General features: G+C 68.3%; 18 protein-coding genes. 10 read left to right on the forward strand and 8 right to left on the reverse strand.

What is annotated here, in order from left to right:
• On the forward strand, nt 1-1,551 hold a 1,551-nt coding region (locus F3J14_RS17305), incomplete at its 5' end, for a family 2A encapsulin nanocompartment cargo protein cysteine desulfurase (RefSeq protein WP_166724036.1).
• 57 nt (nt 1,552-1,608) lie between these two features.
• Here F3J14_RS17305 and F3J14_RS17310 read toward each other — a convergent pair.
• The 7 genes from F3J14_RS17310 to F3J14_RS17340 form a co-directional block, all read right to left on the reverse strand.
• On the reverse strand, nt 1,609-2,502 hold the full coding sequence (locus F3J14_RS17310) for an acetylglutamate kinase (RefSeq protein WP_166724037.1): 894 nt from the start codon (nt 2,500-2,502) through the stop codon (nt 1,609-1,611).
• Nucleotides 2,503-2,550: 48 nt separating this feature from the next.
• On the reverse strand, nt 2,551-3,072 hold the full coding sequence (locus F3J14_RS17315; protein ID WP_166724038.1) for a PTS sugar transporter subunit IIA: 522 nt from the start codon (nt 3,070-3,072) through the stop codon (nt 2,551-2,553).
• Between the two features lie 132 nt (nt 3,073-3,204).
• Nucleotides 3,205-3,423 carry a hypothetical protein gene (locus tag F3J14_RS17320; RefSeq protein ID WP_011356211.1) on the reverse strand — a complete coding sequence of 73 codons (219 nt, stop codon included), beginning with the start codon at nt 3,421-3,423 and terminating at the stop codon, nt 3,205-3,207.
• A gap of 56 nt (nt 3,424-3,479) precedes the next feature.
• Nucleotides 3,480-3,851: a DUF6697 family protein gene (locus tag F3J14_RS17325; protein ID WP_166724039.1), complete on the reverse strand. Its 372-nt coding sequence runs from the start codon at nt 3,849-3,851 to the stop codon at nt 3,480-3,482.
• A 529-nt stretch (nt 3,852-4,380) separates the two neighbouring features.
• Nucleotides 4,381-4,995 (reverse strand): LysE family transporter, encoded by a 615-nt coding sequence (locus F3J14_RS17330; protein ID WP_166724040.1) that lies wholly within the window; start codon nt 4,993-4,995, stop codon nt 4,381-4,383.
• Nucleotides 4,996-5,174: 179 nt separating this feature from the next.
• Nucleotides 5,175-6,815, reverse strand: a complete 1,641-nt coding sequence (gene groL, locus F3J14_RS17335; RefSeq protein WP_166724041.1) for a chaperonin GroEL — start codon at nt 6,813-6,815, stop codon at nt 5,175-5,177.
• Between the two features lie 12 nt (nt 6,816-6,827).
• Nucleotides 6,828-7,118, reverse strand: coding sequence for a co-chaperone GroES (locus tag F3J14_RS17340; protein WP_006749630.1), 291 nt, complete (start codon nt 7,116-7,118; stop codon nt 6,828-6,830).
• 262 nt (nt 7,119-7,380) lie between these two features.
• On the opposite strand from F3J14_RS17340, the gene F3J14_RS17345 reads away from it, so the two are divergent.
• The 6 genes from F3J14_RS17345 to F3J14_RS17370 all read left to right on the forward strand — a co-directional run bounded on the left by F3J14_RS17345 (nt 7,381) and on the right by F3J14_RS17370 (nt 13,435).
• The gene (locus tag F3J14_RS17345) at nt 7,381-8,100 is read left to right on the forward strand and encodes an SDR family oxidoreductase (protein ID WP_166724042.1); all 720 of its coding nucleotides are present in this window, start codon (nt 7,381-7,383) and stop codon (nt 8,098-8,100) included.
• A gap of 147 nt (nt 8,101-8,247) precedes the next feature.
• A complete protein-coding gene (locus F3J14_RS17350; protein ID WP_166724043.1) occupies nt 8,248-10,197 on the forward strand; it encodes an arylsulfatase in 1,950 nt (649 codons plus the stop codon).
• Between the two features lie 10 nt (nt 10,198-10,207).
• Nucleotides 10,208-11,257: a formylglycine-generating enzyme family protein gene (locus F3J14_RS17355; RefSeq protein WP_166724044.1), complete on the forward strand. Its 1,050-nt coding sequence runs from the start codon at nt 10,208-10,210 to the stop codon at nt 11,255-11,257.
• Nucleotides 11,254-12,063, forward strand: a complete 810-nt coding sequence (locus F3J14_RS17360) for a MetQ/NlpA family lipoprotein (RefSeq protein WP_166724045.1) — start codon at nt 11,254-11,256, stop codon at nt 12,061-12,063. The genes F3J14_RS17355 and F3J14_RS17360 overlap by 4 nt, the downstream gene beginning before the upstream one ends.
• Entirely contained in the window at nt 12,057-13,043 is a 987-nt protein-coding gene (locus tag F3J14_RS17365) for a YkgJ family cysteine cluster protein (protein ID WP_166724046.1), read from the forward strand. Before F3J14_RS17360 ends, F3J14_RS17365 begins: the two co-directional genes overlap by 7 nt.
• 65 nt (nt 13,044-13,108) lie before the next feature.
• Nucleotides 13,109-13,435 (forward strand): antibiotic biosynthesis monooxygenase, encoded by a 327-nt coding sequence (locus F3J14_RS17370; RefSeq protein WP_166724047.1) that lies wholly within the window; start codon nt 13,109-13,111, stop codon nt 13,433-13,435.
• 44 nt (nt 13,436-13,479) lie between these two features.
• On the opposite strand, the gene F3J14_RS17375 is transcribed toward F3J14_RS17370, so the two are convergent.
• Nucleotides 13,480-14,412: a LysR family transcriptional regulator gene (locus F3J14_RS17375; RefSeq protein ID WP_006749637.1), complete on the reverse strand. Its 933-nt coding sequence runs from the start codon at nt 14,410-14,412 to the stop codon at nt 13,480-13,482.
• Between the two features lie 206 nt (nt 14,413-14,618).
• Between F3J14_RS17375 and F3J14_RS17380 the strand changes: the two genes are divergently transcribed.
• The 3 genes from F3J14_RS17380 to F3J14_RS17390 all read left to right on the forward strand — a co-directional run bounded on the left by F3J14_RS17380 (nt 14,619) and on the right by F3J14_RS17390 (nt 20,650).
• A complete protein-coding gene (locus tag F3J14_RS17380) occupies nt 14,619-15,392 on the forward strand; it encodes a putative hydro-lyase (RefSeq protein WP_006749638.1) in 774 nt (257 codons plus the stop codon).
• Nucleotides 15,393-15,588: 196 nt separating this feature from the next.
• Nucleotides 15,589-16,893: an MFS transporter gene (locus F3J14_RS17385; RefSeq protein WP_166724048.1), complete on the forward strand. Its 1,305-nt coding sequence runs from the start codon at nt 15,589-15,591 to the stop codon at nt 16,891-16,893.
• 118 nt (nt 16,894-17,011) lie between these two features.
• On the forward strand, nt 17,012-20,650 hold the full coding sequence (locus F3J14_RS17390; protein ID WP_166724049.1) for a hydantoinase B/oxoprolinase family protein: 3,639 nt from the start codon (nt 17,012-17,014) through the stop codon (nt 20,648-20,650).
• Nucleotides 20,651-20,772 lie beyond the last annotated feature (122 nt).

Here is a 20,772-nt window from a genome sequence, read left to right on the forward strand (position 1 = left end):
GGCGGCGCGGCGCTTGGCGTGCCGCAGGCGAATGCCGCGGTGTCGGAGGGCGCGGCGAAGGCGGCGCCGGCTGCGTCGCCGTATTACTTCACCGACGGCTCGCTGCAGGGATGGCACGCGACACCGCACGACATCGTCGTGCCGTCGAACGGCCTTGCGTCGCCGGAAGCGTTCGGGCTGCCGGGCGACGACGCGCTGCGCGACCTGCTCGCCGTGCAGCGCGACGTGCCGGCCGCGCGTGCATCGGGAGCGTCGGGCACGGACGTGTCGCGTTACTTCATCGACGATACGCACGCCGCCGAACCGCAGGGCAACCCGCACCGCGGCGCGCACCCGCCGTTCGACGTGAACGCGATCCGCCGCGACTTCCCGATCCTGCAGGAACGCGTGAACGGCAAGCAGCTCGTCTGGTTCGACAACGCGGCGACGACGCACAAGCCGCAGGCCGTGATCGACCGCCTCGCGTATTTCTATGCGCACGAGAATTCGAACATCCACCGCGCCGCGCATGCGCTGGCGGGCCGCGCGACGGATGCCTACGAGCATGCGCGGGACACCGTGCGGCGCTTCATCGGCGCATCCTCGCCGGACGAGATCGTGTTCGTGCGCGGCACGACCGAGGCGATCAACCTGATCGCGAAGACGTGGGGCGTGCAGAACGTCGGCGAAGGCGACGAGATCGTCGTGTCGCATCTCGAGCATCACGCGAACATCGTGCCGTGGCAGCAGCTCGCGGCGCTCAAGGGCGCGAAGCTGCGCGTGATTCCGGTCGACGATTCGGGGCAGGTGCTGCTCGACGAGTACCGCACGCTGCTCAATGACCGCACGAAGATCGTGTCCGTCACGCAGGTGTCGAACGCGCTCGGCACGGTCGTGCCGGTGAAGGAGATCGTCGAGCTGGCGCATCGCGCGGGCGCGAAGGCGCTCGTCGACGGCGCGCAGTCGATCTCGCACATGCGCGTCGACGTGCAGGCGCTCGACGCGGATTTCTTCGTGTTCTCGGGGCACAAGATCTACGGGCCGACCGGGATCGGCGTCGTGTACGGCAAGCGCGCGATCCTCGACGACATGCCGCCCTGGCAGGGCGGCGGCAACATGATCGCGGACGTGACGTTCGAGCGCACGGTGTTCCAGCCGCCGCCGAACCGCTTCGAGGCCGGCACCGGCAACATCGCGGATGCGGTGGGGCTGGGTGCGGCGCTCGACTACGTGAGCCGCGTCGGCATCGAAAACATCGCGCGCTACGAGCACGATCTGCTCGCCTATGCGACGAGCGTGCTCGAGCCGGTGCCGGGCGTGCGGCTCGTCGGCACCGCGCGCGACAAGGCCAGCGTGCTGTCGTTCGTGCTGAAGGGCTATGAGACGGAAGAAGTCGGTCAGGCGCTGAACGAAGAGGGCATCGCGGTGCGCTCGGGGCATCACTGCGCGCAACCGATCCTGCGGCGCTTCGGGCTCGAGGCGACGGTGCGGCCGTCGCTGGCGTTCTACAACACGTGCGATGAAGTCGATGCGCTGGTGAGCGTCGTGCGGCGTCTCGCGACGCGGCGCTGACGTCGTTCGCTTGCGGCGGCCCTCGCGGTCGCCGCAAGCGTTCCGTTGCTACGCAAGTCAGAACCGCACGATCTGCTTCTGCTCGACGTTGAAGCCTTCACGCAGCACGCTCGCCGAATCCGCGAAGTAGCGGCGGGTTTCCGACAGCAGGTCGGTGTTGCCGCGACGGCAGAACACCACCCCCGATCCTTCTTCCGTCAGCAGTTCGTCGATCAGCGATTCGGGTTGCCCGACATCGGCGAGATGGACGTTCTGCACGCCGTGCGCGAGCGCATCGAGCGCTTCCCGCACGCAGGGCGCTGCGGCGGCTGCCGGGTGCTCGGCCAGCCATTGCTCGAGTTCGGTGATGCCGTAGAGCCCGGCGAGCTCGCCGAGTTCGCGCAGCAATGTGCTTTCGACCATCATCACCAGCGTGACGGCGCCCGTGCGCTGCGCGAAGAGGCTGCCGAGCCGTTCCGGGTTCAGCAGGCAATCATGGCCCGCGTCGTCCGGTGCGACCGGCATCACGACAGGCACGAGTCCGTTTGCCAGAAAGGCGTTCAGCGTGGCGCCGTCGAACCGGCCGACCGCGCTCCTGCCGGTGCGGCCGGAGTCCGCACTCGCAACCAGCAGGCCGCCATCATGACCGTCGATGCCGATCGCCTTGGCGCCATGACTGCCGATCAGGCGCACCAGTTCATGATTGACGCCCGCCATCGCCGCGTGAACGGCGTGGATCGATGGCGTACCGGACTCAGCCGGCACACGCTGGACGACGATCGGACGAACGCCGGTGAGTGCGAGTAGCGCGACATCCTGCGCGAACGCCTGACGGGCGCGCGCATCGCTCGCGGCGCCGCCCTCGACGATGACGACGGTCTGCCCGTGCAGGGCCTGCATGAACGGCAGCGAGCGGGCCAGGCCGGCCACGTGACGCGACGTAAGAGTAGGACTTTCAGGATCTGGGAACATGGGAATCCGAATGGATGAAGGGCGTACCTGTCGCCGCACGGCGCGGCATCAATGCGTGCGTCGCATCAGGTGGTGAATCTCGTTTGGCGTCAACGCGTCGCGCGATGCCTGCCGGAACGCGCGGTCGCTGAAACACCGCGCCGCGTCGGCGAGCAGTTCGAGATGCGTGCGATCGTCTTCTTTCGGGAGAACGAGCACGATGAATTCGCGCACGGGCTTGCGGTCCGGTGCGTTGAAGGTGAACGGATACTGCGCGCGAACGAATAGCGCGATGGCCGAGCGAAGCCCTTCGACACGCGCATGCGGAATGGCGACGCCCTGACCGAGGCCGGTCGAGCCGAGCTGTTCGCGCTTGATCAGTTCGGTCCTGATGCGCTCCGCGGATACGCCGCTGCTGCGCTCGATATATCGCGCGACGAGGTCGAACAACTGGATCGCGCTTTCGACCGGTACGTCGAGCAGGACGTTGTCAGGCGGGCAGGCGTCGGCCAGCCGGGCCGCGAACGGTGCACCGCCGCGTCGGTAGGGAAGGTCGGGTTGGCCGCCAGCGGCGGCCTGCTGCGTTTGCATGCGGATCTCTCCGTGTCGGGATGACAGGGAAATCCTAGACAAAACCGCGTAAAGACGGTGTCAGATACGCGGGGGCCCGGTATTAAAATTGTGTATCGATTGCCAATGGAACCGGGCCCGATACGCACCGCTTCAGGTGCCCGACAGCACGAACGGCAGCGTCGTCAGCAGAAACACCGAAATGCCGACCACCGGCGCGCCGAACGCGATCGCCGCGAACGCCACCGCGGCGCTGGTCAGCACGAGCGTTCTCGACACCCGCCGGTGCCGGTCGTGTGCAGCCGCCCTGTCATCGCGGATTGCATCGGTCCGCGCACCGATCACGTGTTTCCAGAACGTCAGGCCAAGCATGATTGCTCCTGTATGAAAGATGGCCGGAGCGGGGCGCGATGCGCCCCGCATGCGTATCAGCAGCGCTTGAGCTTGAGCACGCGCGAGATCTGCCCGGACGTGAAGCTGCTGTTGCGCGCGTAAGGTGCGCAGTCGAGCGGTGCGGTGAGCGATTCGCTGACGACGTACTGGCCGACGAAGCGGTACGCGTCCGTTGCCATGCGGATGAACACCGGAATCGCATCGCGTTGCGCGGCGAGCGTCCTGCCGGCCGCTCGCGCGGACGCGCTGCCGTCGCAGAGGATCACGTCGGGCGCGTGCGGGTTGAGGTCCGTGCGCAGGCAGGCGGCCACGACCTTGCCGTTCTTCGTCGGCAGGAACGCCTGCTTGCTGCCGCCGCACGCGGCGTGGATGAATTCGCGGGTGTACTGCTTGTCGATCTCGAACATGACCGGGCTCCGGTATCGGAAACTTCCGTGGGTTAAATCAGGTATGCAAAATAATGAAACTGGGTCGACATGCGGGATGCGATGCATGCCGATCGATCGTTGCCGGGGCGGCGGATCGATGGCGCGTCGTGGCACGGGAATTTCCGCGCGAACACGCTTTCCCGCACGATGCGCGATCAACGCATCGACGTCGTGTTCAAGCGTGCACGGGAATGACTACGGCGCGCACCGTCCGCCTGCTGGCAGGACGGTGGCTCGGGAAAAAAGAGACGCAGGCGTCCTGCCTGTCAGGCAGAAAAGCAACTCGGAGGGCGAGGACTTCGGATGCGCATGTGCGTACTCGGTGAGGGATGGGTTGCGAACACATTCTAGTGAACGCATGCGCGGGCGCAAGTAAAAAGGTCGTAAAGGTTGCGCGACCCGTGCGGGACCGTGCACTGCCAGAGATGCTGGATTGTGCAGTCGGCATGGCGGAGAGGCGGCGGGTGGGACGAAGCGTGTGCGCCTGTGTGAGCGGAAACGCGGTGGATCAACGTCCGGCGAGCATCCGCCCGCCGACACCCATCAGCAGCAGGCCGGCCGTCGTATCGAGCACGGCCTTGCGACGGACCAGCAGCCCGCGCACCGACGGGTGCGACGCGAGCAGCGCCATCGTGCAATACCACGCGGCCGAGATCGCCACCGACAGCGCGACGACCGCGAGATCGAGCCATAACAGTGCGTGGGCCGGCACCATCAGCGCGAAGATGCTCCCGTAGAACGCGACCGATTTCGGATTCGTCATGCTGACGACGTAGCCATTTTTCGCGGCGTGCCAGTCGGACGCGGCGGCCGGTGCGGCGACGGTCAATGGCTTGCGCGCGGTCAGGATCATTTTCAGGCCGAGCCAGATCAGGTAGGCGGCGCCCGCGAGCCGCAGCGCCGTGTGTACCCATGCGACATGCGTGACGAGCAGGCTGAGCCCGGCGATCGCGATCGCCGCCCAGGTGCCGGACGCGGCGGCCAGGCCAAGGCCCGTCATCACACCGGCGCGGCGCGACTCGACCGCGGTCGACGTGACGATCACGAAGTTCGGGCCCGGGCTGGCGACGCTCAGCAAGAGGACGCCGGCGAGCGGCAGCAAGGTGGAGAGGGTGGTCGACATGGCGTGAAGGGCAGCGCGACGGGACGGGCTTTCATCTTACCCGAGCGCGCCGGCGGGCCGGCACGTTGCTCTGATTCGCCGATCCAATGCAAAAACGCGTGGCGACTTTCGTCGCCACGCGTTGTATCACTATGTATTGCTTGCACGCATGCCGGCGAACCGGCACACGCGTCACACCGTCAGAAATCGAACCCCGGCCCGCCCGCACCCGGGCCACCTGGAGCCGCGGCCGGCGCCGCATCCTTCGGCGCCTCGAACACGGTCGCATCGGTCGTCAGCAGCAGCCCGGCCACCGACGCCGCATTCTGCAGCGCGGTGCGCGTGACCTTGGTCGGGTCGAGCACGCCCGATTCGACGAGGTCGCCGTATTCGCCGGTCTGGGCGTTGTAGCCGAAGTTGCCCGAGCCTTCCGCCACTTTCGCGACGACCACGCTCGCTTCCTCGCCCGCATTCGTGACGATCTGGCGCAGCGGTTCCTCGAGCGCGCGCAGCACGATCTTGATGCCCGCGTCCTGGTCGGCATTCGCACCCTTGAGTTCGCGGATCGCCTGCCGCACGCGGATCAGCGCGACGCCGCCGCCTGGCACGATGCCTTCCTCGACGGCCGCGCGCGTCGCGTGCAGCGCGTCGTCGACGCGGTCCTTCTTCTCCTTCACTTCGATTTCGGTCGCGCCGCCGACCTTGATCACCGCGACACCGCCCGCCAGCTTGGCCACGCGCTCCTGCAGCTTTTCACGATCGTAGTCCGAGGTCGCCTCTTCGATCTGCACGCGGATCTGCTTCACGCGCGCCTCGATGTTCTTCGCGTCGCCCGCGCCGTCGATCACGGTCGTGTTTTCCTTGCCGACCTCGATGCGCTTCGCCTGGCCGAGTTCGGCGAGCGTCGCCTTCTCGAGCGTGAGTCCCGTTTCCTCCGCGACGACTTGCCCGCCGGTCAGGATCGCGATGTCCTCGAGCAGCGCCTTGCGGCGATCGCCGAAGCCCGGCGCCTTGACCGCGACCGTCTTCAGGATGCCGCGAATGTTGTTCACGACCAGCGTCGCGAGCGCTTCGCCCTCGACGTCTTCCGCGATGATCAGCAGCGGCCGGCCGGATTTCGCGACCTGTTCGAGCACCGGCAGCAGGTCGCGGATGTTCGAGATCTTCTTGTCGTGCAGCAGGATGTACGGGTTCTCGATCTCGGCGATCTGCTTGTCGGGATTGTTGATGAAATACGGCGACAGGTAGCCGCGATCGAACTGCAGCCCTTCGACCACATCGAGCTCGTCGGCGAGCGATTTGCCGTCCTCGACGGTGATCACGCCTTCCTTGCCGACGCGGTCGATCGCTTCGGCGATGCGCTGGCCGATCGATTCCTCGCCGTTCGCGGAGATCGTCGCGACCTGCGCGATTTCCTTGCTCGTGGTGGTCGGCTTGCTGATTTTCTTCAGCGAGTCGACGGCCGATGCCACGGCCTTGTCGATCCCGCGCTTCAGGTCGAGCGGATTGAGCCCGGCCGCGACGTACTTCTGGCCTTCGCGCACGATCGCCTGCGCGAGCACGGTGGCCGTCGTCGTGCCGTCGCCGGCGGCATCGCTGGTGCGCGACGCGACTTCCTTCACGAGCTGCGCGCCGATGTTCTGCAGCTTGTCCGCGAGTTCGATTTCCTTCGCGACCGACACGCCGTCCTTCGTGACGACGGGCGCGCCGAAGCTGCGCTCGAGCACGACGTTGCGGCCTTTCGGCCCGAGCGTGACTTTCACCGCGTTCGCGAGAATGTTGACGCCTTCGGTGAGCTTGGTACGCGCGACGTCGCTGAAAATGATTTCCTTTGCTGCCATGATTGCGCTCCGTTATTGATTGACGACCGCGACGATGTCTTCCTCGCGCAGCACGAGAAATTCGTTGCCGTCCACCTTGACGGCCTGGCCTGCGTACTTGCCGAACAGCACGCGCTCACCGACCTGCAGGTCGGGCACGAGGCGCTGGCCGTCCGCGTCCTTGCGGCCGGGGCCGACGGCGATCACTTCGCCCTGGTCGGGCTTTTCCGCGGCGCTGTCGGGGATCACGATACCCGAGGCGGTGGTGGTTTCCTGGTCGAGTCGCTTCACGATGACCCGGTCGTGCAAGGGGCGTAGGCTCATCTGTCCGTCCTGTTCTGTTGCGTCGAAATGGTTGGCACTCTTTATCGGAGAGTGCTGACGAGTATAAGAACGCGCGACGGCGCGATCCAATAACGGATTCGGAAAAGCATTTGCATGGATGCGCTATGCGGCCATCGAACGTCGGAGCCAGGCGACCGTACGCGTTTTCCCCGCCTGACGCACAATCGATCACGTCATGCATGCGCTGCGCGCGCGAGCGCGCACCGCACCGTCTTCGATTCTTTCGTCAGAGGCACGAATCATGTCATCCCGCACCTATCTCGTTACCGGCGCGTCGCGCGGCATCGGCTTCGCGACCAGCACACTGCTCGCCCGGCGCGGCCATCGCGTCATCGGTCTTGCGCGGCATGCGCAAGGCATCGACTTTCCCGGCGAACTGATCGCGTGCGATCTCGCCGATATCGAACGGACGGCCGCGACGCTCGCACGCATCAGCGCATCGGACGAGATCGACGGCATCGTGAACAACGCGGGCATCGCGTTGCCACAGCCGCTCGGCAAGGTCGATTTCGCGTCGCTGCAGGCGGTGTTCGACCTCAACGTGCGCGCGGCGATCCAGGTCACGCAGCATTTCGCCGACGCGATGAAGGCACGCGGATATGGCCGCATCGTCAACGTATGCAGCCGCGCAATCTTCGGCAGCCTCGATCGCACCGCGTATTCGGCCGCGAAAAGCGCGCTCGTCGGTTGCACGCGTACATGGGCGCTTGAACTCGCCGAGCACGGCGTGACGGTCAACGCGGTCGCGCCGGGCCCGATCGAGACGGAACTGTTTCGCCAGACGCGGCCGGTCGGCAGCGAAGCCGAACGCAAGGTGCTGGCAACGATCCCCGCGCGCCGTCTCGGCACGCCGCACGATGTGGCCGCGGCGATCGCGTTCCTGCTGTCCGACGATGCGGCCTTCGTCACGGGGCAGGTGCTCGCGGTGGATGGCGGCGGCAGCCTCGGCGGACGCAGCTGACGCAACGCAACCATCGCGTCGCGAATCGTAAAACACGGGCCCGTGCCGCATATTCTCCTGCCCCGTTAGCATGTGACGAATCCGACTTTGGGCGCCGCGTGGGCGACGCTAAGATCGCCGATCCCGTAGATCGTGCGATCAACAACAATGAAAAAGTCCGCTTCGCCCTTGCTTGCCTTTCGTTTCCGTGTGGTGTGCGCCGCGATCGCGGGTGCGCTGTCGCTCGCGTCGTGCGGCGGCGTCGACAGCGATCCGCCGCCGCAGGCGAATGCGACGCCCGCGGCCAAGCGCCCGAACATCCTGTACATCATGGCCGACGATCTCGGCTATTCCGACATCCATGCATTTGGCGGCGAGATCAACACGCCGAACCTCGACGCGCTCGTCGCGTCGGGCCGCATCCTGTCGAACCACCACACCGGCACCGTGTGCGCGATCACGCGCGCGATGCTGATTTCCGGCACCGATCATCACCTCGTCGGCGAAGGCACGATGGGCGTGCCGACCGATGAGCGGCGCGGCCTGCCGGGCTACGAGGGCTACCTGAACGATCGCGCGCTGTCGTTCGCGCAACTGCTGAAGGACGCCGGCTATCACACGTACATCGCGGGCAAGTGGCACATCGGCTCGGGGATCGTCGGCAGCACGACGGGCAGCGGACAGACGCCGGACCAGTGGGGCTTCGAGCGCAGCTACGTGTTGCTCGGCGGCGCCGCGACGAACCACTTCGCGCACGAGCCGGCCGGCTCGTCGAACTACACGGAAGACGGCCGCTACGTGCAGCCCGGCCAGCCCGGACAACCGGGTGGCGTGGGCGGCAGTCCGGCGGTGTTCTACTCGACGGACTTCTATACGCAGAAGCTGATCGCGTACATCGATTCGAACAAGCAGGACGGCAAGCCGTTCTTCGCGTACGCGGCATACACGTCGCCGCACTGGCCGCTGCAGGTGCCGGAGCCGTGGCTGCACAAGTATGCGGGCGTGTACGACGCCGGCTACGACGCGATCCGCAACGCACGGATCGCACGGCAGAAGGCGCTCGGTCTGATTCCGGCCGACTTCAAGCCGTTCGACGGCCTGCCCGAAACGACGTCGGCGTCGCCCGCCACGGCGAACAACGGCACCGCGAACGCGAAGTACATCAGCGCCGTGCATTCGGCCGCCGACGGCTACGCCGACTACGGCACCGGCAAGGTCGACAAGCTGTGGGCGAGCCTGAGCCCGGCCGAGCGTCGTGCACAGGCGCGCTACATGGAGATCTACGCGGGGATGGTCGAGAACCTCGACTACAACATCGGCCTGTTGATCCAGCACCTGAAGGACATCGGCGAATACGACAACACGTTCATCATGTTCCAGTCGGACAACGGCGCGGAAGGCTGGCCGATCGACTCGGGCGCGGACCCTACGGCGACCGACACCGCAAACGGGCAGGCGCCGATCTACTCGACCCTCGGCACCGACAACGGCAAGCAGAACGCGCAGCGGCTGCAATACGGGCTGCGCTGGGCCGAAGTGAGCGCGACGCCGTTCCGGCTCACGAAGGGCTATTCGGCCGAAGGCGGCGTGTCGACGCCGACGATCGTGCGCCTGGCCGGGCAGACGCAGCAGTTGCCGACGCTGCGCGCGTTCACGCACGTGACCGACAACACGGCGACGTTCCTCGCGGTCGCGGGCGTCACGCCGCCGTCGCAGCCGGCGCCGCCGCTCGTGAACACGCTGACCGGCATCGACCAGAACAAGGGCAAGGTCGTCTACAACAACCGCTACGTGTATCCGGTGACGGGCCAGTCGCTGCTGCCGGTGCTGACCGGCTCGGCGACGGGTGAAGTGCATACGGCGCCGTTCGGCGACGAAGCCTACGGCCGCGCGTACCTGCGCAGCGCCGACGGTCGCTGGAAGGCGTTGTGGACCGAGCCGCCGCTCGGCCCGCTCGATGGTCACTGGCAGCTGTACGACCTCGCGGCGGACCGCGGCGAGACGACCGACGTGTCCGCGCAGAACCCGTCGGTGATCGGCACGCTGGTCGACCAGTGGAAGACCTACATGAGCAACGTCGGCGGCGTCGAGCCGTTGCGTCCGCGCGGTTACTACTGAGGACGACACGATGCGGTTGCGCTTCTGGACGCTCGGCGGGGCGCTCGCGGCCACGCTGTTCGCGGCTGCGTTCGCGGCCGGCTATGCGAGCCCGTCGGCGTCGCCCGCCGGCGCCTTCGACGACGCGAATCGCGGCCGCCCGCTCGCGCCGCTCGGCTCGGAGCGGCAGTGCGAGCGCTACTCGGGCTTGCCCGCGGCGTGGCGCGACGATCCGAAGGCCGGGATGGTGCACCTGAGCGGCGGCGCGTTCGTGTTCGGCAGCACGCGCGGTTATGCGGACGAGCGTCCGGCCGGCGACGGCAGGACGCGCGTCGGCGGCTTCTGGATCGACCAGACCGACGTGACGATCGCGCAGTTCGCCGCCTTCGTGAAGGCGACCGGTTACGTGACCGAGGCCGAGCAGCAGGGCGGCGCGGCGGTGTTTCACGTGCCGACGCGCGACGCGCTGAATGCACGTGACCTCGCGTGGTGGAGCTGGGTGAAGGGCGCGTCGTGGCGGCAGCCGCGCGGCCCGGGCAGCAGCGTCGATCGGCTCGGCAACCTGCCCGTCACGCTCGTCACGCAGCGCGACGCGCTCGCGTATGCGCACTGGCTCGGCCGCGACCTGCCGACCGAAGCCGAATGGGAATACGCGGGCAAGGCCGGTCGCGACGACGCGTCGCTCGACGCGGCGCCGCGCGACGCGCAGGGCAAGCCGGCCGCGAACTACTGGCAGGGTGCGTTTCCGGTACTCGATACGGCCGAGGACGGCCATGCGGGCCTGGCGCCGGTCGGCTGCTACGCGGCGAACGGCTTCCACCTGTACGACATGATCGGCAATGCATGGGAATGGACGAAGGACGCGTACACGGGCCCGCATCAGTCGCACACGAACGGCGACACGGCGGCCGTGGCGCCGCCGACGCGCCGGCACGACACGCCGATGGTGATCAAGGGCGGCTCGTTCCTGTGCTCGCGCGATTACTGCGTGCGTTATCGCGCGTCGTCGCGCGAACAACAGGAAGCCGACCTCGGCGCGTCGCATATCGGATTCCGCACGATTCTGAGGGATGCATCGTGAAACGCGTCGCACATTGCATCGCCGTATGGCTGGCCGTTGCATGCGGCCTCGTTCATCCGGGGTGGGCCGTTGCCGCGGAAACCGCCACGCGCACGGTGCGCGTCGGTGTGACGCGCGGCGTGCATGCGGAGATCCTCGACGCGGTGAAACGCGTCGCCGCCACGCGCGGGCTCGATGTCGACGTCGTCGCATTCGACGACGCATCGCGCATCGATACCGCGCTTGCGGACGGCAAGATCGACGCGGCGAGCTTCGAGGACGCGCAGCGTCTCGCCGCCACCCGCACGGCGAAAGGCTACGCGCTGAGCGCCGTCGCACCGACCGTCACGCTGCCGATGGCGCTCTATTCGCGCAAGCTGAGGCGTCTGAACGAACTGCAGCCCGGCGCGACGGTCGCGATCCCGGCCGATCCGCGCGGGATGGCGCGCGCGCTCGTGCTGCTGCAGAACGACACGCTGGTGACGCTGCGCGCCAAGGCCGGCCTGCATGCGACGCTGCACGACGTGACCGGCAACCGGCTCGCGCTGAAATTCGTTGCGCTCCGTCGCGACCGGCTCCATGCGGCACTCGACTCGGCCGCGTTCGTCGCGATCGACAGTGACGACGCCACGCGAATGGGCCTGCAACCGGCGCGCGACAGCATCAACCTCGAGGACGCGCGCTCGCCGTATGCGAACGTGCTGACCGTGCGCGACGCCGATCGCACGAAGCCGTGGGTCGCGCAACTGGTCGCCGCGTATCACTCGGACGACGTCGCGCATTTCATCCTGACGCGCTATCAGGACTCGGTGCGGCGGCCGTGGTAGACGACTACCGCCTCGCGTGCAATGCGTGCGGCCGCTGCTGCAACAGCGCGCCGACGCTGTCGTTGCGCGAACTGTTCCGGCATCGGCATCGCTTCGTCGGCGCGTTGACGATCCATCGCGTGCCGAAGCGGCGCATCGGCGAACGATCGCGCACGGGCGAGCGCGAGCAGGCGCTCGACGCCGACGACGTCGCCGCGTTCGATGCGCTCGCGAACACGCTGTTCCATCGCGCGCGCGGCACGGACGACGAATGGATCGCACTGACGCTGCAAGGCTACGACTATCCGTCGCTCGGGCGGTGCCCGGCACTGGCCGACGACGGACGCTGCAGCGTGCATGCGGACAAGCCGTCGATCTGCGGCGCGGTGCCGCTCGATCCGATGCTGCCGGACCGGTTGCAGTCTCGCGTGCTCGCGCGGCGGCGCGAGGACACGGCGTGGCTCGGTGCGAACTGCATCGTCGGTGCGCACGACGGCGCGGCTTCGGTCGATGGCGTATCGGCGATACCGCTGGTCACGGCAGGGCAGGTCGCCGACCGCGCGGCGCTCGACGCGTTTCGCGACGCGCTCGCGTTCGAGCGTGCGGTGTGGCGCGACGCAGTGTTCGCATCGCTGATCGACGGTGGACCGCAAGTTCGCGATGCGTTGTCGCGGCTTGCACCCGGCGGTTACCTGACGATGTCGATCGTGCCGGTGCTGCTGGCCGTCGCCTCGGTCTCCGCACATTGCCGGGCGCGATGCATCGACTTCATCGATGCGCAACGCGCGTTGATCGATGCCCGCGTCGACGCGGCGCTCGCGCGCCGGCGTCTCGACGACCGCTCGGCGACGCGCGAATTGCGCGGTTTCGCGGAAGCGCTCGGACGTGCGCGTCACGCACTCGCCGCGATGCCGACAGCCACGTCAGCCACCCGCACGGACGCACCCCGCATCGACGCGTGGCTCGACGATCGGCACGACGCCGTCACGCTCACCGCGTGACGACAGCGGCACGCGATGCGTGCCTTACACTTGATGCTCTTTCAATCGTTTCCGACGGAGCGCGCATGTACGCATCGACCTTCATTTTCCGCGCCGGGCAATACGACGACGAATTCCATCGGCTCGACCAGCAGATCGCCGACATGGCGCGTGCGACCCCCGGCTATCTCGGCGAGGAAACCTGGGAGAACGCGGAAGCCGGGCTGATCCAGAATGTCTACTACTGGGAATCCGAGGCGGCGCTGCAGCAGCTGATCCAGCACCCCGCGCATCGGGAAGCGAAGGCGAAGCAGGCGCGCTGGCTGGACGGCTATCGCGTGGTGATCTCGCAGGTGCTGCGCGAGTACGGCGACGGCAAGCTCACGCAACCGCATGCGGGGCAGCCCGCGTGAATTGAATGCCGAACCGGCGCGTCGGGCGTTCTGCGCGCACCGCGTCAAAGCGCCTCGACCAGCAACCGGTTGCTCTTTTCGCAGTACTCGTGACACGCGGCACGCGCGGCGATCGACGCGCCGTGCACGAACTTCGGCGCGTCGGCGCGGCGCGACATCGACACGACGATCGACGGCGGCGACGGCTGCAGCGGCAGCTCGACGACTTCGCCGCTCGCGATCAGCGCATCGACGAACAGCACCGGAATCGCGGCGACGCCGAAGCCGTCGCGCACGAGCTGCACGATCACCGAGATCGACGGCGAGCCGGTGATGCGCGTCTCCGACAGCGGCACGCCATGCGCGTGCGCGAGCGTGCGCACGATGTCCTCGAGCGCACGATGTGGCGCGGTACCGCGCCCGTAGGTCAGGATCGGCTGGCGCAGCACCTGGCGCGCGAGGCCCGTGCGGGTGGTCGGCAGCAGCCCCGCGCGCGCGATCCAGCGCACCGGATAGTTCGCGAGCGCGTCGCAGACGACCGACGCCTCGTCGCTGCCCTCCACGCGAATGATCAGATCGAGCTCGCCGGCCATCAGCCGGCGCTGCAGCACGACGCTGACGTCGACGGTCAGGTCGACCTCCAGTTGCGGATAGTCGGCGGCGAGGCGGCGCAGGTAGTGCGGCAGCCAGCTGTGCACGACCGTCTCGATCACGCCGAGCCGCAGCTTGCCGCGCAGCGCGCTTTCGCCGGCCGCGGCGGCCTGCAGCTCGTGCGTCGCCTCGACGACGGCCTTCGCATAGCCGAGCAGGTACTCGCCGTTCGGCGTGAGCCGGAACTCGCGGCTGTCGCGATCGACGAGCACGGTCTGCAATTCATCCTCGAGCGCCTTCAGGCGCTGCGAGATCGCGGCCGGCGTCGCGTGCAGCGCGGTGGCCGTCGTGCGGAAGTTGCGCAGCTTCGCGAGCGTGACGAAGGTTTCGAGAAAACGCGTGTTCATGGCGGTCGGCGGGACGGTGGACGCGCAGCTTGCCGGTGAAGAAAAGTGAACGGGACCGGGGAAAACCCGGAGACACGTTAAGAAATTCTATACATCAGGCGCAAAAAAACTCGTTGGCGGCAAAATTTTTTCTTTTCTATTCTTGGCCGTATCCGCTGACGCAATTGCGTTGGCCCGACGACATCCCCGATCCGCCAACGACCATCATGACGCCTTCCGAATTCCGCCAGTCCGTACGCAGCGGCGCGTTCCGCCAGCCGACCGCCGGCCAGTGCGGCCCGTTCGCGCAAGCGAATCTCGCGATCCTGCCGAACGCGTATGCGCACGATTTCCTGCGCTTTTGTCAGGCGAACCCGAAGGCGTGCCCGCTGCTGGGCGTCGGCGAGCCGGGCGCGTTCCGGCTGGACGTGCTCGGCGAGGATCTCGACATCCGCACCGACGTGCCGAGCTACAACGTATACCGCGACGGCCGCCTGACCGAGCGGGTCGAATCGCTCGAAGCGCTGTGGCGCGACGATTTCGTCGTGTTCGCGATCGGCTGCTCGTTCTCGTTCGAGGACATGCTGGCGCGTGAGGGCATCGCGCTGCGCCACATCGAAGAGGGTCGCAACGTGCCGATGTACCGCACGTCGATCCCGAACCGCCGCGCGGGGATATTCGGCGGCCAGCTGGTCGTGTCGATGCGGCCGCTGCGCGGCGCCGACGCGATCCGCGCGGTGCAGATCACGAGCCGGTTCCCGGGCGTGCACGGTGCGCCGGTCCATATCGGCCATCCGCGGGAACTGGGCATCGCCGATCTCGGCACGCCCGATTTCGGCGACGCGGTGACGGTGCGCGACGGCGAGCTGCCGGTGTTCTGGGCGTGCGGCGTGACGCCGCAAACCGCGCTGATGGAAGCGAAGCTGCCGCTCGCGATCGCGCATACGCCCGGCTACATGCTGATGACCGACATCACGAACGCGTCGCTCGCCGTGTTCTGACCCGGTCGGCGCCCGCGGCCGGTCCGGCCGCTGGTCCGGCCCCGCCGCGGCGGCACGCCGCGACCGCAGACGATTCGCCCGGCCTCAGCGCGCAGCCGCGGCTGATGAATCGCGACGCACACACGACACGCGCGCCGCACGCGCCGCACGTATCACGAGCACGGTTTTGACCGCACATTTCGACAGGAGCTTCACCATGGAAAGCAAGATCCTCGCGGCGCCCGCCGCCGACCCCGCGGGCCCCGCGCGCAACGGCCTGTTCGGATGGTATGCGGACGCGCAGCCGCGCGAGCGTCGCGCGTTCTGGAGCTGCAAGGTCGGCTACATGCTCGACGGGATGGACACGCAGATGCTGTCGTTCGTGATCCCGACGCTCGTCGCGACCTGGGGCATCTCGCTCGCGGACGCCGGCTTCATCGGCACGATGACGTTGCTCGCGTCGGCGCTCGGCGGCTGGCTCGCCGGCATCCTGTCCGACCGGATCGGCCGCGTGCGCACGCTGCAGCTGACCGTGCTGTGGTTTGCGGTATTCACTGCATTGTGCGGGCTCGCGCAGAACTACCACCAGCTGCTCGCGGCGCGCGCGCTGATGGGCTTCGGCTTCGGCGGCGAATGGACGGCCGGCGCGGTGCTGATCGGCGAGGTGATCCGCGCGCGCGATCGCGGCAAGGCGGTCGGCCTCGTGCAGTCGGGCTGGGCGATCGGCTGGGGGCTGTCGGCGCTGCTGTATGCGCTGCTGTTCTCGGTGCTGCCGGCCGAACAGGCATGGCGCGCGCTGTTCCTCGTCGGCCTCGCGCCGGCGCTGCTGGTGGTCGTGATCCGCCGCTACGTGAAGGAACCGGACGTCTACGAGAAGGAGAAGGCCGCGCAGGCGCAGGTGGCCGACGCGCCGCGCCTCACGGAAATCTTCGCGCCGAAGCTGCTGTCGACGACGCTGCGCGCGGCGCTGCTGACGACCGGCGCACAGGGCGGCTACTACGCGATCACGACCTGGCTGCCGACGTTCCTGAAGACGGAGCGGCACCTGACCGTGATGGGAACGGGCGGCTATCTCGCGATGATCATCATCGGCTCGTGGGTCGGCTACCTGACGAGCGCCTACCTGACCGACCGCCTCGGCCGCAAGCCGAACTTCATCCTGTTCGCGCTCGGCTCCATGGTGATCGCGTTCGCCTATACGTCGCCGGTGCTGAACCTCACGAACGCATCGATGCTGTGGCTCGGCTTCCCGCTCGGGTTCTTCGCGTCGGGCATCTTCTCCGGGATGGGCGCGTTCCTCACCGAGCTGTTCCCGACGCGGGTGCGCGGCTCGGGGCAGGGCTTCTGCTACAACGTGGGCCGCGCGGTCGGCGCCCTGTTCCCGTTCCTGATCGGCGCGCTGTCGAAGCACTACGGGCTCGGCGCGAGCATCGGAATCTTCGCGGTCGCCGCCTACGGCGTGATGATCGTCGCCGCGCTGACGCTGCCCGAAACCCGCGGCCGCGAACTCGACGCCGCATAAGCGGGCGCCGGCCCGCCGCCTTACCTCTTCCCTTAAATCGAAGCCCTCACGCGGCGCGCGACGCGCGCCGTGCGGCGGCGCTCGTCCTTCGCTTCAACGACGCATCGAGTTCATCGCCATGACTGACCGACACACTTTCCCCGTTTCCTCCGACGCCGCGCGCTGGCAATTCTGGATCGACCGCGGCGGCACCTTCACCGACATCGTCGCGCGCCGGCCCGACGGCGCGCTCGTCACGCACAAGCTGCTGTCGGAGAATCCCGAGCAGTATCGCGATGCGGCCGTGGCCGGCATCCGCCACCTGCTCGGCCTGCCCGACGGCGAGCCGATCACGCCCGAACGCGTCGACATGGTGAAGATGGGCACGACGGTCGCAACCAACGCGCTGCTCGAACGCAAGGGCGAACGCACCGCGCTCGCGACGACGCGCGGCTTTCGCGACGTGCTGCGCATCGCCTATCAGAACCGGCCGCGCCTGTTCGATCTCGACATCGTGCTGCCCGATGCGCTGTACGAGACCGTCGTCGAGGTCGACGAGCGGATCGGCGCGCACGGCGACGTCGTCGTGCCGCTCGACGTGCAAGGCGCGGAAACCGAGCTGCGCCGCGTGTTCGACTCGGGCGTGCAGGCGCTGGCCATCGTGCTGATCCACGGCTATCGCTACACCGCGCACGAGCGCGCGCTGGCCGAACTCGCACGCCGGATCGGCTTCACGCAGGTGTCCGTGTCGCACGAGGTGTCGCCACTGATGAAGATGGTGTCGCGCGGCGACACGACCGTGGTCGACGCGTACCTGTCGCCGATCCTGCGCCGCTATGTCGAGCAGGTCGCGCACGAGATGCCCGGCGTGAACCTGCAGTTCATGCAGAGCAGCGGCGGCCTGACGCGCGCCGATGCGTTCCAGGGCAAGGACGCGATCCTGTCCGGCCCGGCCGGCGGCATCGTCGGGATGGTGCGCGCCGCGCGCGCGGCCGGCTTCGACCGCGTGATCGGCTTCGACATGGGCGGCACGTCGACCGACGTGTCGCACTACAACGGCGAATTCGAGCGCGTGTTCGAGACGCAGGTGGCCGGCGTGCGGATGCGCGCGCCGATGATGAGCATCCACACGGTCGCGGCCGGCGGCGGCTCGGTGCTCGGCTTCGACGGCGCGCGGCTGCGCGTCGGGCCCGAATCGGCCGGTGCGAACCCGGGGCCGGCCGCGTACCGGCGCGGCGGCCCGCTGACCGTGACCGACTGCAACGTGATGCTCGGCAAGATCCAGCCCGATCATTTCCCGCGCGTGTTCGGCCCGCACGCGGACCAACCGCTCGACCGCGACGGCGTCGCCGCGAAATTCGCGGCGCTCGCCGACGAGATCCACGCCGCGACCGGGCGGCGCGAGACGCCCGAGGCGCTGGCCGAAGGATTCCTGGAGATCGCGATCGGCAGCATGGCGAACGCGATCAAGAAGATCTCGGTGCAGCGCGGCCACGACGTGTCGGGCTACGTGCTGACGACCTTCGGCGGCGCGGGCGGCCAGCACGCGTGCGGCGTGGCCGATGCGCTCGGGATGACGCAGGTGTTCGCGCATCCGCTCGCGGGCGTGCTGTCCGCCTACGGGATGGGTCTCGCCGACCAGACCGCGATGCGCGAGCGCGCGGTGGAGGCCGTGCTGTCGGACGCGTCGCTGCCGGCGCTGAACGCGACGCTCGACCGGCTGACCGACGACGCGGTCGGCGCGCTGCTCGAACAGGGCGTGCCGCCGGAACGCATCGCGACCGAGCGGCGCGTGCATCTGCGCTACCAGGGCACCGATTCCGCGCTCGACGTGCCGGCCGGCAGCGTCGCCGCGATGCAGCAGGCGTTCGAAGCCGCGTACCGGCAGCGTTACGCGTTCCTGATGCCCGGCACGCCGCTGGTCGCCGAACTGGCCTCGGTCGAGGCGATCGGCCGCTCCGATGCGCCCGTCGAGATCGCGCCGCTCGTGCCGCGCGACGAGGGGGCAGCGCCGCAGGCCCACAGCGCCGTGCGGTTCCAATCCGGCGGCCAATGGCACGACGCGGCGCTGTACGTGCGCGACACGCTGCTCGCCGGCGACACGATCGACGGCCCGGCGATCGTCGCGGAGAAGAACGGCACGACCGTCGTCGAACCCGGCTGGCGCGCGCGGATGACCGCGCAGGGCAACCTCGTGCTGACGCGCACGACGCCGCTGCCGACGCGCCGCTCGCTCGGCACCGACGCCGATCCGGTGCGGCTCGAGATCTTCAACAACCTGTTCATGTCGATCGCCGAGCAGATGGGGCTGCGGCTGCAGAACACCGCGTACTCGGTGAACATCAAGGAGCGGCTCGACTTCTCGTGCGCGATCTTCGACGGCGACGGCAACCTGATCGCGAACGCGCCGCACATGCCCGTGCACCTGGGATCGATGGGCGAGAGCATTCGCACGGTGATCGAGCGCAACCGCGGCCGCATGCGCGACGGCGACGTGTTCATGCTGAACGACCCGTATCACGGCGGCACGCACCTGCCCGACGTCACCGTCATCACGCCGGTGTTCGCGGACGGCTCGGACACGCCGCTGTTCTACGTCGGCTCGCGCGGCCATCACGCGGACATCGGCGGCACGACGCCGGGCTCGATGCCGCCCGATTCGACGCACATCGACGAAGAGGGCGTGCTGATCGACAACTGGCAGCTCGTGTCGGCCGGCGTGCTGCGTGATGCGGACACGCGCGCGCTGCTCGCGTCGGGCCGCTACCCGGCGCGCAACGTCGAGCAGAACATGGCCGACCTGCGGGCGCAGGTCGCCGCGAACCAGAAGGGCGTCGACGAGCTGCGGCGGATGGTCGCCCAGTTCGGCCGCGACGTCGTGCTCGCGTTCATGGGGCACGTGCAGGACAACGCGGAAGAGGCGGTGCGGCGCGTGATCGGCGCGCTGCAGGACGGCGCGTACCGCTATCCGCTCGACAACGGCGCGGAGATTCGCGTCGCGATCCGCGTGGATCGCGCGGCGCGGCGCGCCGAGATCGATTTCACCGGTACCTCCGCGCAGCTCGACAACAACTTCAACGCGCCGAAGGCCGTCTGCATGGCCGCGGTGCTGTACGTGTTCCGTACGCTGGTCGGCGACGACATCCCGTTGAACGCCGGCTGCCTGAAGCCGCTGACGGTGATCGTGCCGGCGCGCTCGATGCTGAACCCCGAGTATCCGGCGGCGGTCGTGTCGGGCAACGTCGAGACGTCGTCGGCGATCACCAATGCGCTGTACGGCGCGCTCGGCGGCGTCGCGTCGAGCCAGGGGACGATGAATAACTTCACATTCGGTAACGCTCAGTACCAGTACTACGAGACGATCGCGGGCGGCAGCGGCGCGGGTGAGGGCTTCGCGGGCGTCGGCGCGGTGCAGACGCACATGACGAACTCGCGCCTGACCGACCCGGAAGTGCTCGAATGGCGCTACCCGGTGCGGCTCGACTCGCACCGGCTGCGCGCGGGCTCCGGTGGCGGCGGGCGTTGGCGCGGCGGCGACGGCGCGGTTCGGCGGATCCGCTTCCTCGAGCCGATGACCGCGTCGATCCTGTCGAACAACCGGATCCATGCGCCGTTCGGCGCGGCGGGCGGCGAGGCCGGCGCGCTCGGCCGCAACACGATCGAGCGGGCCGACGGCACGGTCGAGACGCTCGAGCATATCGGCCGCGCGCAGATGGCGCCGGGCGACGTGTTCGTCGTCGAAACGCCGGGCGGCGGCGGTTACGGCGCGGCGGGCTGAGCGGCGCCCCGCAACGGTGCGGAAGTGGTGCGGCGGCGTGCCCGCCGGACGGTTTTCGCGCGTCGCGGCGGGGCGATCGTACCGGTTCCATTCATGGGCGCGGCAATGCCGGTGCGCGCCGA

Origin of the sequence: Burkholderia sp. Tr-862 (assembly GCF_011753085.1) — a bacterium.
Lineage (GTDB): Bacteria > Pseudomonadota > Gammaproteobacteria > Burkholderiales > Burkholderiaceae > Burkholderia > Burkholderia ambifaria.

Bases quoted from the DNA above. Each gene is read 5' to 3' on its own strand.
- F3J14_RS17325 (WP_166724039.1), bottom strand. From the start codon at position 3,851: ATGTTCGAGATCGACAAGCAGTACACCCGCGAATTCATCCACGCCGCG.
- F3J14_RS17345 (WP_166724042.1), top strand. From the start codon at position 7,381: ATGTCATCCCGCACCTATCTCGTTACCGGCGCGTCGCGCGGCATCGGC.
- groL (WP_166724041.1), bottom strand. From the start codon at position 6,815: ATGGCAGCAAAGGAAATCATTTTCAGCGACGTCGCGCGTACCAAGCTC.
- F3J14_RS17330 (WP_166724040.1), bottom strand. From the start codon at position 4,995: ATGTCGACCACCCTCTCCACCTTGCTGCCGCTCGCCGGCGTCCTCTTG.
- F3J14_RS17390 (WP_166724049.1), top strand. From the start codon at position 17,012: ATGACTGACCGACACACTTTCCCCGTTTCCTCCGACGCCGCGCGCTGG.
- F3J14_RS17320 (WP_011356211.1), bottom strand. From the start codon at position 3,423: ATGCTTGGCCTGACGTTCTGGAAACACGTGATCGGTGCGCGGACCGAT.
- F3J14_RS17380 (WP_006749638.1), top strand. From the start codon at position 14,619: ATGACGCCTTCCGAATTCCGCCAGTCCGTACGCAGCGGCGCGTTCCGC.
- F3J14_RS17350 (WP_166724043.1), top strand. From the start codon at position 8,248: ATGAAAAAGTCCGCTTCGCCCTTGCTTGCCTTTCGTTTCCGTGTGGTG.
- F3J14_RS17375 (WP_006749637.1), bottom strand. From the start codon at position 14,412: ATGAACACGCGTTTTCTCGAAACCTTCGTCACGCTCGCGAAGCTGCGC.
- F3J14_RS17310 (WP_166724037.1), bottom strand. From the start codon at position 2,502: ATGTTCCCAGATCCTGAAAGTCCTACTCTTACGTCGCGTCACGTGGCC.
- F3J14_RS17385 (WP_166724048.1), top strand. From the start codon at position 15,589: ATGGAAAGCAAGATCCTCGCGGCGCCCGCCGCCGACCCCGCGGGCCCC.
- F3J14_RS17355 (WP_166724044.1), top strand. From the start codon at position 10,208: ATGCGGTTGCGCTTCTGGACGCTCGGCGGGGCGCTCGCGGCCACGCTG.
- F3J14_RS17315 (WP_166724038.1), bottom strand. From the start codon at position 3,072: ATGCAAACGCAGCAGGCCGCCGCTGGCGGCCAACCCGACCTTCCCTAC.
- F3J14_RS17370 (WP_166724047.1), top strand. From the start codon at position 13,109: ATGTACGCATCGACCTTCATTTTCCGCGCCGGGCAATACGACGACGAA.
- F3J14_RS17340 (WP_006749630.1), bottom strand. From the start codon at position 7,118: ATGAGCCTACGCCCCTTGCACGACCGGGTCATCGTGAAGCGACTCGAC.